The sequence below is a fragment of the Streptococcus mitis genome, assembly GCF_047462815.1.
GTDB classification, from domain to species: Bacteria; Bacillota; Bacilli; order Lactobacillales; family Streptococcaceae; genus Streptococcus; species Streptococcus mitis_DO.
Window position 1 is genome coordinate 1 of sequence record NZ_JASHFB010000017.1, and the last position, 13,668, is coordinate 13,668.

The 13,668-nt window shown below is 39.6% G+C and carries 15 protein-coding genes and 1 pseudogene; 13 read left to right on the plus strand and 3 right to left on the minus strand.

The window, feature by feature from the left end; all coding sequences use genetic code 11:
* Positions 1-254 precede the first annotated feature (254 nt).
* The 7 genes and pseudogenes from rpsP to QM865_RS08645 all read left to right on the plus strand — a co-directional run bounded on the left by rpsP (position 255) and on the right by QM865_RS08645 (position 3,951).
* Positions 255-527 carry a 30S ribosomal protein S16 gene (gene rpsP / locus QM865_RS08615; RefSeq protein ID WP_000268760.1) on the plus strand — a complete coding sequence of 91 codons (273 nt, stop codon included), beginning with the start codon at positions 255-257 and terminating at the stop codon, positions 525-527.
* A gap of 19 nt (positions 528-546) precedes the next feature.
* The gene (kphA, locus tag QM865_RS08620; RefSeq protein WP_000379617.1) at positions 547-786 is read left to right on the plus strand and encodes an RNA-binding protein KphA; all 240 of its coding nucleotides are present in this window, start codon (positions 547-549) and stop codon (positions 784-786) included.
* Between the two features lie 109 nt (positions 787-895).
* On the plus strand, positions 896-1,447 hold the full coding sequence (locus QM865_RS08625; protein ID WP_414306458.1) for a hypothetical protein: 552 nt from the start codon (positions 896-898) through the stop codon (positions 1,445-1,447).
* Between the two features lie 107 nt (positions 1,448-1,554).
* Positions 1,555-2,343 (plus strand): annotated as a pseudogene (locus QM865_RS08630) (alpha/beta fold hydrolase).
* A 30-nt stretch (positions 2,344-2,373) separates the two neighbouring features.
* Entirely contained in the window at positions 2,374-2,892 is a 519-nt protein-coding gene (rimM, locus tag QM865_RS08635) for a ribosome maturation factor RimM (protein WP_125452994.1), read from the plus strand.
* Complete coding sequence (trmD, locus tag QM865_RS08640) at positions 2,882-3,601, plus strand: tRNA (guanosine(37)-N1)-methyltransferase TrmD (protein ID WP_414306459.1); 720 nt, start codon at positions 2,882-2,884, stop codon at positions 3,599-3,601. The genes rimM and trmD overlap by 11 nt, the downstream gene beginning before the upstream one ends.
* 11 nt (positions 3,602-3,612) lie before the next feature.
* A complete protein-coding gene (locus QM865_RS08645; RefSeq protein ID WP_001196039.1) occupies positions 3,613-3,951 on the plus strand; it encodes an ATP cone domain-containing protein in 339 nt (112 codons plus the stop codon).
* Positions 3,952-3,981: 30 nt separating this feature from the next.
* Here the strand turns inward: QM865_RS08645 and QM865_RS08650 are convergent, their stop codons facing one another.
* Positions 3,982-4,302, minus strand: a complete 321-nt coding sequence (locus QM865_RS08650; protein ID WP_001216105.1) for a hypothetical protein — start codon at positions 4,300-4,302, stop codon at positions 3,982-3,984.
* Positions 4,303-4,400: 98 nt separating this feature from the next.
* On the opposite strand from QM865_RS08650, the gene QM865_RS08655 reads away from it, so the two are divergent.
* Positions 4,401-4,616, plus strand: coding sequence for a YdbC family protein (locus tag QM865_RS08655; RefSeq protein ID WP_000807422.1), 216 nt, complete (start codon positions 4,401-4,403; stop codon positions 4,614-4,616).
* Positions 4,617-4,823: 207 nt separating this feature from the next.
* On the opposite strand, the gene QM865_RS08660 is transcribed toward QM865_RS08655, so the two are convergent.
* On the minus strand, positions 4,824-5,360 hold the full coding sequence (locus tag QM865_RS08660; protein WP_414306460.1) for a biotin transporter BioY: 537 nt from the start codon (positions 5,358-5,360) through the stop codon (positions 4,824-4,826).
* Between the two features lie 195 nt (positions 5,361-5,555).
* Positions 5,556-6,902: a glutathione-disulfide reductase gene (gene gor, locus QM865_RS08665; RefSeq protein ID WP_414306461.1), complete on the minus strand. Its 1,347-nt coding sequence runs from the start codon at positions 6,900-6,902 to the stop codon at positions 5,556-5,558.
* A gap of 289 nt (positions 6,903-7,191) precedes the next feature.
* Here gor and QM865_RS08670 point away from each other — a divergent pair, with 289 nt between their 5' ends.
* From QM865_RS08670 to QM865_RS08690, 5 genes are all read left to right on the plus strand, one after another.
* Positions 7,192-8,400, plus strand: a complete 1,209-nt coding sequence (locus tag QM865_RS08670) for an efflux RND transporter periplasmic adaptor subunit (protein ID WP_261140372.1) — start codon at positions 7,192-7,194, stop codon at positions 8,398-8,400.
* Entirely contained in the window at positions 8,384-9,085 is a 702-nt protein-coding gene (locus QM865_RS08675) for an ABC transporter ATP-binding protein (protein WP_414306462.1), read from the plus strand. The genes QM865_RS08670 and QM865_RS08675 overlap by 17 nt, the downstream gene beginning before the upstream one ends.
* A 1-nt stretch (position 9,086) precedes the next feature.
* A complete protein-coding gene (locus QM865_RS08680) occupies positions 9,087-10,346 on the plus strand; it encodes an ABC transporter permease (RefSeq protein WP_414306463.1) in 1,260 nt (419 codons plus the stop codon).
* A 123-nt stretch (positions 10,347-10,469) separates the two neighbouring features.
* On the plus strand, positions 10,470-12,467 hold the full coding sequence (gene metG / locus QM865_RS08685; RefSeq protein WP_414306464.1) for a methionine--tRNA ligase: 1,998 nt from the start codon (positions 10,470-10,472) through the stop codon (positions 12,465-12,467).
* A gap of 102 nt (positions 12,468-12,569) precedes the next feature.
* Positions 12,570-13,496, plus strand: a complete 927-nt coding sequence (locus tag QM865_RS08690) for an aldo/keto reductase (RefSeq protein WP_414306465.1) — start codon at positions 12,570-12,572, stop codon at positions 13,494-13,496.
* Positions 13,497-13,668: the final 172 nt, after the last annotated feature.

Consider the following 13,668-nt stretch of genomic DNA (forward strand, 5'->3'; position numbering starts at 1 on the left):
TTTATGTTTTGTCATAGTAGACCTCATTTCTAACTCAAACGTCTCATACTTAATTCCACCATAAAAATCCGTTTTAGACTAATTTCCACTTTGGTCAGGCAAGTGGAAGTTACTTTGAGAAGTTAGCGGTTTAAAAATTTTATAGTCTGTCAAGTTTTTTTCTTGACACTTGTCAGAAATCTGCTATAATAGAACATGTGCTAAATAGCTCAGCTATTTCACCGAAATAAAAAATAAGAAAAGAGACTTTAAAAATGGCAGTTAAAATCCGTTTGACTCGTATGGGTTCTAAGAAAAAACCTTTCTACCGTATCAACGTAGCAGATTCACGTTCACCACGTGATGGACGTTTCATCGAAACAGTTGGAACTTACAACCCACTTGTTGCTGAAAACCAAGTAACTTTGAAAGAAGACCGCGTTCTTGCATGGTTGGCTGATGGAGCTCAACCTTCAGATACAGTTCGCAACATCCTTTCAAAAGAAGGTGTATTGAAGAAATTCCACGATTCTAAATTCTCAAAATAAGTTTAAAGTAGGTTGACAGATGGATACGATTGAAAATCTCATTATTGCGATTGTGAAACCCTTGATTTCACAACCAGATGCCTTAACTATCAAGATTGAAGATACACCAGAGTTTTTGGAATATCATTTGGATCTTGATCAAAGCGATGTGGGTCGTGTAATCGGTCGTAAGGGTCGCACTATTTCTGCGATAAGAACGATTGTCTACTCTGTCCCAACTGAAGACAAAAAAGTAAGAATCGTTATTGACGAAAAATAAGAAGGGCGGGACGAATGTCTCGCTTTTTTGCGAGGAGTGTAAAATTGTAGCCATTAAGTACCAATATGAACGTGATTTGGAAGGCTTTTTAAAGAGGGACTGGAAAAGAATGAACATTGATTGTATTTTAAACATAGATTGGGCAATGTACATTGATTGGTTATTGCGAATTTTACAGATTTCGACTTTCATAGGTGTAATTTTAAAAATTAGTTTTCAGAATAAGGCCTATATCAATAATATCGAAATTCAGGTAATTAAACCAATCGAATTTGATTCCTTACATGCGAGATTTCATCATATATATGAGTTTAAACATGATGAAAATGATAAACATTATAACCATTTGATTTTTTATCCAAAGGAAGTTGATATTGAAATTATAGAATTTTATTCTTTAATCTATGATTCAAAAAGTAATCGTTTAGTTGATAATGATAAACTGCATACAGTTAAAAATTTAAAGAATTATACATGCTTATTGATTCATACAAATTTACCAGAGAATATGCCTAGTTTAAGAATGAAATGGAAAACAAGTCAGGGTGAAATTGGGGAATATACATTTTATAGCAATATGTATAACGGGAATGTAAATATCTCATCTTTCAAATATAAATTAACATTAAAGAGGAAAATATTAGCACTTTTTGGACTATAGCGGACCCTCTATGTATTTTCCTCTAACTTGAGAAAATCCTTGGAACGTGTTAAAATAAAGGATAAGGATTTTTAATAATTCATTATATAGAACGAGTGGATTTCTTTATGAAGAGGTTTGAAGTATCTACAGAAATTGGTAGTCTCTCTGTTACTTATCAAAAGCAAAAGAAAATGCTAGTTTGTTTAAGTGGCGCAGGTTTGCTACCAAGTTATGAAAATTTTTCACTTATACTTGAAAAACTTCCTCCTACAATTGGTTATTTGACAATTGATTTTCCGAACACAGGTAGGAGTCCGATTCATGACCAAGCTGGAAAAAATCTAGATAATCTTGCAGATGCGGTTTATGAAGTACTTGAAGAATTAGTGATTTCTGAATATATACTTTGTGTACATAGTTTGAGTGGAATTTTGGCTTGCAAATTGCTCAACAAACCAATTAAGTGTCAGGCTTTACTAGCAATTGAACCGACAACTAAAAACGTCATGTTTGCTGATTTTTTAGAAACTCCTTATCCAGAAATGGAAGAGCAGATGAGGCTGATTGACGAGTATGGTCCTGAACTTTATTTTAAGAACTTAACTCAAGCCACATTTAGCCCTGAAATTAATAAAGAAATCTGGGCAATAATGCAAGAAAAAGGTTCAGAGTTGGAAAATCAAGATACAGGATTTCAGATATCTGGAGAGATTACTGAGGAAGATTTTGAGAATGTATCGATATAATCTCATGTCCCTGTATTTATTTTTTGTCAGCCTTATAGAGAAAAAGAGTACAGAGAATCAGAATATTGGACTTCCAATACTAAACTCATTTTAGGAGGGAATCACCATTATTTACAATGGTCAGAATCAGAAAAAATTGTGACTATTATTCGAGAATTGTCCGAATAAGATGGAAAGAAATAGAGTACAGGAGACAAGATGAACTACTTTAATGTTGGGAAAATCGTCAATACGCAGGGGTTGCAGGGTGAGATGCGAGTCTTGTCTGTGACGGATTTTGCAGAAGAACGCTTTAAAAAAGGTACTGAGCTTGCCTTGTTTGATGAAAAAGATCAGTTTGTTCAAACAGTGACCATCGCTAGCCACCGTAAACAGAAGAACTTTGACATTATTAAATTCAAAGATATGTACCATATCAATGCTATTGAAAAGTACAAGGGATACAGTCTCAAGGTTGCTGAGGAAGATTTGAATGACCTAGACGATGGTGAATTCTACTATCACGAGATTATCGGTTTGGAAGTCTATGAGGGTGATAACTTGATTGGAACCATCAAGGAAATCCTACAACCAGGTGCCAACGATGTCTGGGTGGTCAAGCGGAAAGGCAAGCGTGATTTGCTCTTGCCTTATATCCCACCAGTGGTTCTCAATGTTGATATTCCAAATAAACGGGTCGATGTGGAAATCTTAGAAGGGTTAGACGATGAAGATTGATATTTTAACTCTCTTTCCAGAGATGTTTTCTCCGCTGGAGCATTCAATCGTTGGAAAGGCTCGAGAAAAAGGGCTCTTGGATATCCAGTATCATAATTTTCGAGAAAATGCTGAAAAGGCCCGCCATGTCGATGATGAGCCCTACGGAGGCGGTCAGGGGATGTTGCTCCGAGCCCAACCCATTTTCGATGCCTTTGATGCTATTGAAAAGAAAAATCCGCGCGTCATTCTCCTAGACCCAGCTGGCAAGCAGTTTGATCAGTCTTATGCTGAGGATTTGGCTCAAGAGGAAGAGCTAATCTTTATCTGTGGGCACTATGAGGGTTATGATGAGCGTATTAAGACCTTGGTGACAGATGAGATTTCCCTGGGGGATTATGTCTTAACTGGTGGAGAGTTGGCGGCCATGACCATGATTGATGCTACGGTACGCCTGATTCCAGAAGTGATTGGCAAGGAGTCTAGCCACCAAGATGATAGTTTTTCTTCAGGCCTTCTTGAATATCCTCAGTACACACGTCCCTATGATTATCGAGGCATGGTTGTGCCAGATGTACTGATGAGCGGACACCATGAAAAGATTCGTCAGTGGCGATTGTATGAGAGTTTGAAGAAAACCTACGAGCGCAGACCAGATTTGTTAGAAAATTATCAACTTACAGCAGAAGAAGAAAAAATGCTGGCAGAAATCAAAGAAAACAAAGAATAAAGGAGAAACCTATGCAAGTAATCAAACGTGATGGAGAAATTGCTGAATTTAATCCAGATAAGATTTACCAAGCTATCTTAAAGGCAGCCCAGACTGTCTATGTATTGACAGATGATTTGCGTCAAAACCTTGCACAAGTCACTAAGAAAGTGGTTTTGGATTTGGAAGAAGCCAAGGTGGAACGTGCTACTATCAGCATGATTCAGTCTTTGGTTGAGCATCGTTTACTGGGTGCGGGTTACATTACCATCGCAGAACACTATATTTCCTATCGTCTACAACGTGACTTGGAAAGAAGTGGTTATGGAGATCATATTGCGGTTCATTTGCATTTTGAACAAGTTCGCTAAGAAAAAAGAGTGGGATGAAGCAACTACATCTCACTCTTTCTTAAATCTATTTTTTTGGGCTGTTTGGACGGTTGAAGGGACAAATCGCAGGCGTTGAATATCGCTTATACGGATAATACGGGTCACATTTTTGGCAAAATTTTTCACGATAATTTGCTGGCGTTGCTGATCGTATTTGATGATGTCACCTGTAAAGCTTGTCTCAGACAAGATAAGGTGAACAGCGGTTTGTTTCTGGATAGCCTCTTCAATAGTAGCTGTAAGGGAGTTGCTTTCAGTCTGGTCAGGTTGGTCATGTCCATTTAAAAATTCATGTATTTTATCTAGAACTTGCTGGAATTTATGTCTCATAGTGGCCTCCCTTCTTTTATATCAATATTATATAAAATTTTCCTAAAATCTACAAGATTTTACGAATAAACTAATGAAAGCTAAAAAAGGAGAAGAAAATGGCAGAATTTACATTTGAAATTGAAGAGCATTTGTTGACTCTTTCTGAAAACGAAAAAGGTTGGACTAAGGAAATCAACCGTGTGAGTTTTAATGGTGCTCCTGCAAAGTTTGATATTCGTGCTTGGAGCCCAGATCATACTAAAATGGGCAAAGGAATTACTCTCTCTAATGAAGAATTTCAAACGATGGTGGATGCCTTTAAAGGCAATTAATACTCTTCGAAAATCTCTTCAAATCGCGTCAACGTCGCCTTGCCGTATGTGTATGGTTACTGACTTCGTCAGTTCTATCCACAACCTCAAAACAGTGTTTTGAGCAGCCTGCGGCTAGTTTTCTAGTTTGCGCTTTGATTTTCATTGAGTATAAGTTTTCAAAATGAAAGAAAAGGATACTGAGTCATGACAACTCGATATCCTTTTTTAGTTAGTAAAGTAAGCCTGATTTTTAAGGCGTTGAAGTAGTGGACGGCTAATAAAACTAATAGCTAGAAGTTTACCAAGGTCTGGAATGATAAAGGGAAATACCCCCACAGCAAGAGCTTTTTCAAATGGCATTCCAGCTAGGAAATGCAAACCAATGATTCCACCGACAAAGACAAGGGCATCACCCAAGAGGTTTGCAAGAAAAATATTGACAATCCCACTCTTGCTGTTAGTTAGGGAAGAAGTAAGTCCAGAGTATACAAGATAAAACCAAAGATAGCCTGCAGTAGGGCCAACTAAAGCCTGAAAACCAGCTCCACCTCCTGCAAATACAGGAAGACCGATAGCACCTAGAAGAAGATAGAGTCCAACAGAAAGTACAGCCTCTCTCGGTCTAAAGACAGTAGCAATCAAGCCGATTGCAAAGTTTTGCAGAGTGAAGGGAACAGGTCCAATTGGAAGACTGATTTGTGCCAAAACAGCAATGAGAGCAGCCCCAATAGCAGGAATGGCATAAACGTGAGCTTTTTTCAAAATAGTTAACCTCTTTTCTGATGTATAGTAACTATTATACTCGTAGAGTAATCATTGTCAACCAATTTTTAAAAACAAGATAACAAAAGCTGTAACGGCCGATTTTGCTTATTGGTTAAGTTGGATAATTTTTTGTAGATTTGTAAGACATTAAAAAAGAAGCAGACACATTTGTATCAGCTTCTTTTATTTCGATTAACGCATGGTTACAAATTCTTCAGATGCAGTTGGGTGAATCGCTACGGTTGCATCAAAGTCTGCCTTGGTTGCTCCCATTTTGATAGCAACAGCAAATCCTTGGATCATTTCATCAACACCGTAGCCAATTCCATGAAGTCCGACAACTTTTTCTTCTGAACCAGCTGTGATCAATTTGAAACGAGTTTCTTGACGGTTGCAAGTGCAAGCAGAGTACATAGACGTAAAGCTTGATTTGTAAACCTTGATTTGGTCTTGACCGTATTCTTTAATGGCTTGTTCTTCTGTCAAACCAACCGTTCCGATAGCAGGGTGTGAAAAGACAACAGTTGGAATAGTTGAGTAGTCCATTTTTGCAGTTGTTTTTCCGTTAAAGAGACGTTCAGATAGGGTACGCCCAGCCTTGATTGCAACTGGAGTTAGTTCTTTTTCGCCCGTTACATCACCTAGAGCGTAGATTCCTTCAACAACAGTATTTTGGTATTCATCCACTTGGATAAAGCCACGTTCGTTCAGAGTTACTCCAGCTTTTTCAAGTTGCAAGCTCTTAACGTTTGGACGGCGACCTGTAGCCCAGATAACTTGGCTAGCTGTGTGACTAGTACCATCTTCGAAATGAATGGTAATGCCCTCAGCAGTTTTTTCTAACTTGGCAGGGACTTTGTGAGTATGAAGTGGCAAGTTTGTTCTTTCCATTTCCTTTACCAAACCTTCAACGATGTAAGAATCAAAACCACGTAAAGGACGATCACGACGAACAAAGAGATCTGTCTTGACACCAAAGGTGTGGAGTACGCCAGCTAATTCAACAGCGATATAACCGGCGCCTAGAATTGCAACTGACTCTGGCAATTCTTCCCAGGCAAATACATCATCAGAAGAGCCACCTAGTTCAGCACCGGGAATGTTTGGAATACTTGGATGGGCACCAGTAGCAATCACGATATGTTTAGCACGAATCAACTCACCATTTACGCTAACAGTATGAGAATCTACAAATTCAGCATGACCTTCAATCAAGTCTACTCCGTTGCGTTTAAAACTGCCATCATAAGAAGAACGAGCGCGATCGATGTAGGCTTCACGATTGCGATGTAGGGTTGCAAAGTCAAAGTTAAGATCAGTAGTCTTAAAGCCGTAGTCTTCCCCAAATTGATGGAAAGTTTCAGCGATTTGCGCCCCGTACCACATGATTTTTTTAGGAACACAGCCGACATTGACGCAAGTTCCGCCTAGTTTCTTTTCCTCAATAACGGCCGCTTTGGCTCCGTGTTCACCAGCACGGTTCATGGTAGCAATTCCTCCGCTACCTCCACCGATAGCAATGATATCATATTCTCTCATTGAAAACTCCTTTATACTCTTTTAAATAGTAGAGTGTCATTTTTTGATAGTCATATTCTATCTTTTTTTTGATGTGATTGCAAAAATCTGCTACGTTCAAAAAATTTAAAGAAAAGGCTTGCAAAAAAGAAAAATAAAGTGTATTATATAACTAGTACAATGATTGTAAAATAAATTCCGAACAATAATTTAATCCTGAAATGTCATTATTTCGTTCTGAAATGTTATTGTTTCAAATTGATAATTTTTGTATAATATTGTTAAGAACTTTAAATCAAAAAGGAGTTTCATTATGAAAAAGAATGGTAAAGCTAAAAAGTGGCAATTGTATGCAGCAATTGGTGCTGCAAGTGTAGTTGTATTGGGTGCTGGGGGCATTTTGCTCTTTAGACAACCTTCTCAGACTGCTGTAAAAGATGAGGCTACTCATCTTGTTGTTGCCAAGGAAGGAAGCGTGGCATCCTCTGTTTTATTGTCAGGGACGGTAACAGCAAAAAATGAACAATATGTTTATTTTGATGCTAGTAAGGGAGATTTAGATGAAATCCTTGTTTCTGTGGGTGATAAGGTTAGCGAAGGGCAGGCTTTAGTCAAGTACAGTAGTTCAGAAGCCCAGGCAGCCTATGATTCAGCGAGTCGAGCAGTAGCTAAGGCAGACCGTCATATCAACGAACTCAATCAAGCACGAAATGAAGCCGCTTCAGCTCCGGCTCCACAGTTACCAGCGCCAGCAGGAGGAGAAGGTGCTGCAGCGCAAGCTCCAGCTCCAGTCTCAGGCAATGCAGTGTCATCTATTGATGCACAACTAGGTGATGCTCGTGATGCACGTGCAGATGCAGCAGCGCAATTAAGCAAGGCTCAAAGTCAGTTGGATGCCATGACGGTTCTCAGTACCTTAGAGGGAACTGTGGTCGAAGTCAACCGTAATGTTTCTAAATCTCCAACTGGAGCCAGCCAGGTGGTAGTTCATGTCGTTAGCAATGAAAACTTGCAAGTTAAGGGGGAACTATCTGAATATAACCTTGCCAACCTCTCTGTAGGCCAAGAAGTAACTTTTACTTCTAAAGTTTACCAAGATAAGAGCTGGACTGGTAAGATTAGCTACATTTCTGACTACCCTAAAAACAATGGTGAAGCAGCAAGTGCAGCTACTGCCGCAGCAGGTGGTAATTCTGGTTCTAAATATCCATATACCATCGATGTTACAAGTGAAATCGGTGATTTGAAACAAGGATTCTCAGTAAGTGTTGAGGTCAAAAATAAGAGTAAAGCCATTTTGGTTCCTCTAACAAGTATTGTGACTGAAAATGATAAGAACTATGTCTGGGTGCTTGACGAGCAGAAAAAGGCCAAGAAAGTGGAAGTTGGTTTGGGCAATGCTGATGCAGACAACCAAGAAATCACTTCAGGTCTGACAAATGGAGTCAAGGTCATCAGTAACCCAACGTCTTCTTTAGAGGAAGGAAAAGAGGTGAAGGCTGATGAAGAAACTAATTAGTTTAAAAAATATCTGCAGAAGCTACCGTAATGGTGACCAAGAACTGCAGGTTCTCAAAAATATCAACCTAGAAGTGAATGAGGGTGAATTTGTTGCCATCATGGGACCATCCGGTTCAGGTAAGTCAACCCTCATGAACACGATTGGCATGTTGGATACACCAACCAGTGGAGAGTATTATCTTGAAGGTCAAGAAGTGGCTGGACTAGGTGAAAAACAACTAGCCAAGGTCCGCAACCAACAAATCGGATTTGTCTTTCAACAGTTCTTTCTTCTATCTAAACTCAATGCTCTGCAAAACGTAGAATTGCCCTTGATTTACGCAGGAGTTTCGGCTTCAAAACGGCGCAAGTTAGCTGAGGAATATCTGGATAAGGTTGAATTGACTGAGCGTAGTCCCCATTTACCTTCAGAATTATCTGGTGGTCAAAAGCAACGTGTGGCCATCGCGCGTGCCTTGGTAAACAATCCTTCTATTATCCTAGCGGATGAACCGACAGGAGCCTTGGATACCAAAACAGGGAATCAAATTATGCAACTATTGGTTGACTTGAACAAAGAAGGAAAAACCATTATCATGGTAACGCATGAGCCTGAAATAGCTGCTTATGCCAAACGCCAGATTGTCATTCGTGATGGAGTTATTTCATCTGATAGTGCGCAGTTAGAAAAGGAGGAAAACTAAGATGCAGAATCTGAAATTTGCCTTTTCATCTATCATGGCACATAAGATGCGCTCTTTTCTCACTATGATTGGAATCATCATCGGTGTTTCATCAGTTGTTGTGATTATGGCTCTGGGAGATTCCATGTCTCGTCAGATCAATAAAAATATGACCAAGTCACAGAAGAATATCCATGTCTTTTTCTCGCCTATCAAAAGCAAAGATGGTTCTTTTACCCAAAAGCAATCAGCTTTGACGGTTTCTGGGAAAGAAGAGGATGTTCCTGTGGAGCCACCAAAACCACAAGAAGCTTGGGTCAAGGAGGCTGCTAAAGTTAAAGGGGTGGACAGTTACTATGTAACCAACTCGACCAATACCACCCTGTCTTATAAAGACAAAAAAGTGGAGCGAGCTAGCTTGACAGGTGGAAATATTACTTACATGAAGGCGGTTGAAAATGAAATTGTTGCAGGCCGCAGTTTCATAGCTCAGGATTATAAAGATGTGGCCAGTGTCATTTTACTAGACCAAGAACTTGCTAATAGCCTGTTTGGATCTGCTCAAGAAGCTGTTAACCAGGTTATAGATGTTGGTGGCTTTAGCTATCGTGTCATTGGTGTCTATACCAGCGATGAGGCCAAGACTGCCAAGACTTTTGGTATTGGCGGACTTCCAATTACGACTAATATTTCTCTTGCCAACAACTTCAATATGGATGAAATTTCTGATATTGTCTTCCGTGTCAATGATACCAGTTTGACACCAACTGTGGGACCAGAATTAGCTAGAAAATTGACCGAAATTGCTGGTCTTCAGCAAGGGGAGTATCAGGTGTCAGATGCGACTGCAGCCTTCCAAGAAGTACAACAATTGTTCGGTTTTATAACTACGATTATTAGTGCCATTGCAGGAATTTCACTTTTTGTTGGAGGGACTGGTGTTATGAACATCATGCTGGTTTCGGTGACGGAGCGTACGCGTGAGATTGGTCTCCGTAAGGCTTTGGGTGCAACACGTGCCAATATTTTAATTCAGTTTTTGATTGAATCCATGATTTTGACTTTGCTAGGCGGAGTTATTGGTCTAACCATTGCGACAGGCTTAACCGCTATAGCTGGTCTACTCTTGCAAGGATTGATAGCTGGTATAGAAGTAGGAGTATCAATCCCAGTTGCCCTATTTAGTCTTGCAGTTTCGGCTAGTGTTGGTATGATTTTTGGAGTCTTGCCAGCCAACAAGGCATCGAAACTTGATCCAATCGAAGCCCTTCGTTATGAATAAAATCAACAAGATGGACACTCGTCTATCTTGTTTTTATATAGATTTCCCTATCGAAAATCCTTGAAAATGTGATATAATGAAGTGTTAGAAAAACAGGTTTCATTTGCCTGGAAAGGAAAAATTATGTCTGAAAAGAATTTTTATATTACAACGCCGATTTACTATCCATCTGGTAAACTTCATATCGGTTCTGCCTACACAACCATCGCTTGTGATGTCCTAGCTCGTTACAAACGCCTCATGGGCTACGATGTCTTTTATCTGACAGGTCTTGATGAGCACGGTCAAAAGATTCAACAAAAAGCGGAAGAAGCTGGAATCACCCCTCAAGCCTATGTTGATGGGATGGCAGTTGGAGTCAAAGAACTCTGGCAATTACTTGATATCTCATACGATAAATTTATCCGTACAACTGATGACTACCATGAAAAAGTTGTCGCACAAGTTTTTGAACGCTTGCTTGCTCAAGATGATATCTATTTGGGTGAATACTCTGGTTGGTATTCAGTTTCAGATGAGGAATTCTTTACAGAAAGCCAGCTTGCAGAAGTTTTCCGTGACGAAGCTGGAAATGTAACCGGAGGAATCGCTCCGTCAGGACACGAAGTGGAATGGGTATCTGAAGAGTCTTATTTCCTGCGTCTTAGCAAGTACCAAGACCGTCTAGTAGAATTTTTCAAAGCTCATCCTGAATTTATCACTCCAGATGGTCGTCTGAATGAAATGCTTCGCAACTTCATCGAGCCAGGTTTAGAGGATTTGGCAGTTTCTCGTACAACCTTTACATGGGGTGTGCCAGTGCCATCTAATCCAAAACACGTTGTCTATGTTTGGATTGATGCCCTTCTTAACTATGCGACAGCACTTGGATACGGTCAAGATGAACATGGTAACTTTGACAAATTCTGGAATGGAACAGTCTTCCACATGGTAGGAAAAGACATCCTTCGTTTCCACTCAATCTACTGGCCAATCCTTCTTATGATGTTAGATATCAAATTGCCAGATCGTTTGATTGCCCATGGTTGGTTTGTCATGAAAGACGGCAAAATGTCTAAGTCTAAAGGGAATGTGGTTTACCCTGAAATGTTGGTAGAGCGTTATGGACTAGATCCACTTCGTTACTATCTCATGCGTAGCCTTCCAGTTGGTTCAGATGGCACCTTTACTCCTGAAGACTATGTAGGCCGTATCAACTACGAATTGGCCAATGACCTTGGAAATCTCCTCAACCGTACGGTTTCTATGATTAACAAGTACTTTGACGGACAAATTCCCGCCTATGTAGAAGGTGTAACAGAGTTTGACCATGCTCTTGCTCAAGTAGCTGCTGAATCAATCACTGACTACCATACTCACATGGAAGCAGTTGACTACCCACGTGCCCTAGAAGCAGTATGGACTCTTATTTCACGTACCAATAAATACATTGATGAAACAGCTCCATGGGTCTTGGCTAAGGATGAAGCACTTCGTGACCAATTAGCAAGTGTCATGAGCCACTTGGCAGCCAGTCTTCGTGTCGTCGCTCACTTGATTGAACCATTTATGATGGAAACCAGTCGTGCAGTCTTGACTCAACTTGGATTGGAAGAAGTAGCGAGCCTTGAGAATTTGAGTTTGGCTAATTTCCCTGAGGGTGTAACAGTAGTTACCAAAGGAACACCAATCTTCCCACGTCTGGACATGGAAGAAGAGATTGCCTATATCAAGGAACAAATGGAAGGCAACAAATCAGCAGTTGCAAAAGAATGGAATCCAGACGAAGTCGAACTCAAACTTAACAAAGAAGAAATCAAGTTTGAGGACTTTGACAAGGTTGAAATTCGTGTAGCAGAAGTCAAAGAAGTTTCCAAAGTAGAAGGTTCTGATAAACTGCTCCAATTCCGCCTAGATGCTGGTGATGGTGAAGATCGTCAAATCCTTTCAGGAATTGCCAAATACTATCCAAACGAACAAGAATTGGTCGGCAAGAAAGTTCAAATCGTTGCCAATCTCAAACCACGTAAAATGATGAAAAAATATGTCAGCCAAGGGATGATTCTCTCAGCTGAACATGATGGAAAATTAACCCTTCTCACAGTTGATCCAGCTGTACCAAACGGAAGTGTGATTGGGTAAGATTTAAAAGGACCAGTTTGAACTGGTTCTTTTCTTTTTTTAGGTAGCAGTTGATAAAAGTGTCATTCTGCTTTATAATGAAGAAAAACGGAGGAAATTGCCATGAAATACATTCCATTTGGTCAAGAGAAAAGAGAATTGTCCGAGATTGTTCTAGGCATGATGCGAATCAGTGACAAGTCGGTTAAAGAGGTTGAGGAGTTGGTTGAAACAGCCCTATCTGTAGGAATCAATGCTTTTGACTTGGCTGATATATATGGTCGTGGTCGTTGTGAAGAACTGTTAGGTCTTGTCCTAAAAAATCGTCCAGATTTAAGAGAAAAGATGTGGATTCAGTCAAAATGTGGTATTCGCATAGAAGAATTTACCTATTTTGATTTTTCAAAAGAGTATATATTACAATCAGTTGATGGGATTTTAGAAAGATTGCAGGTTGATTATTTAGATAGCTTGCTTCTTCATCGACCAGATGCTTTGATGGAAGCTGACCAAGTGGCAGAAGCCTTTGAAATTTTACAAAAATCAGGTAAAGTTCGATACTTTGGTGTGTCCAACCAAAATCCCATGATGATGGAGTTGCTGAAGAAAGAAGTCAAACAACCTCTATCTATCAATCAATTACAATTAAGTGCAGCTTTCACACCTGGTTTTGAAGCAGGATTTCATGTTAATATGGAAGGCAACAAGGCAGCTTTGCGTGATGGAAGCGTCTTTGAATACTGCAAATTAAACGATATGGTTATTCAGGCCTGGTCAGTCTTGCAGTTCGGATATTTTAAAGGGAATTTTGTTGGAAATGAGAAATTTCAAGCTTTAAATCAAGTACTTGATCGTTTAGCTTTTAAATATGGAGTAACCCCTTCAACTATTGCCATTTCTTGGATATTGCGTTATCCAGCAAAAATGCAGGCAGTCGTAGGTACAACAAATCCTCAGCATTTGATAGAAGCTAGCCAAGCGACAAACTTTAGCTTAACAAGAAAAGAATGGTATGAAATTTATCTTGCTGCAGGGAATGATTTGCCGTAAGTAGAAGCAGATGTAAATAAATCACAGTCAAAAAAACGTTGGAAAACGTTTTTTTTGTTATCTGACCATTTGTCTGGCTTGATTCGTTAGGTACGCTTCATTAACGAATGATTATGATTTAATACTCAATGAAAATCGAAAAGCAAACTAGGAAGCTAGCCGCAAGTTGCTC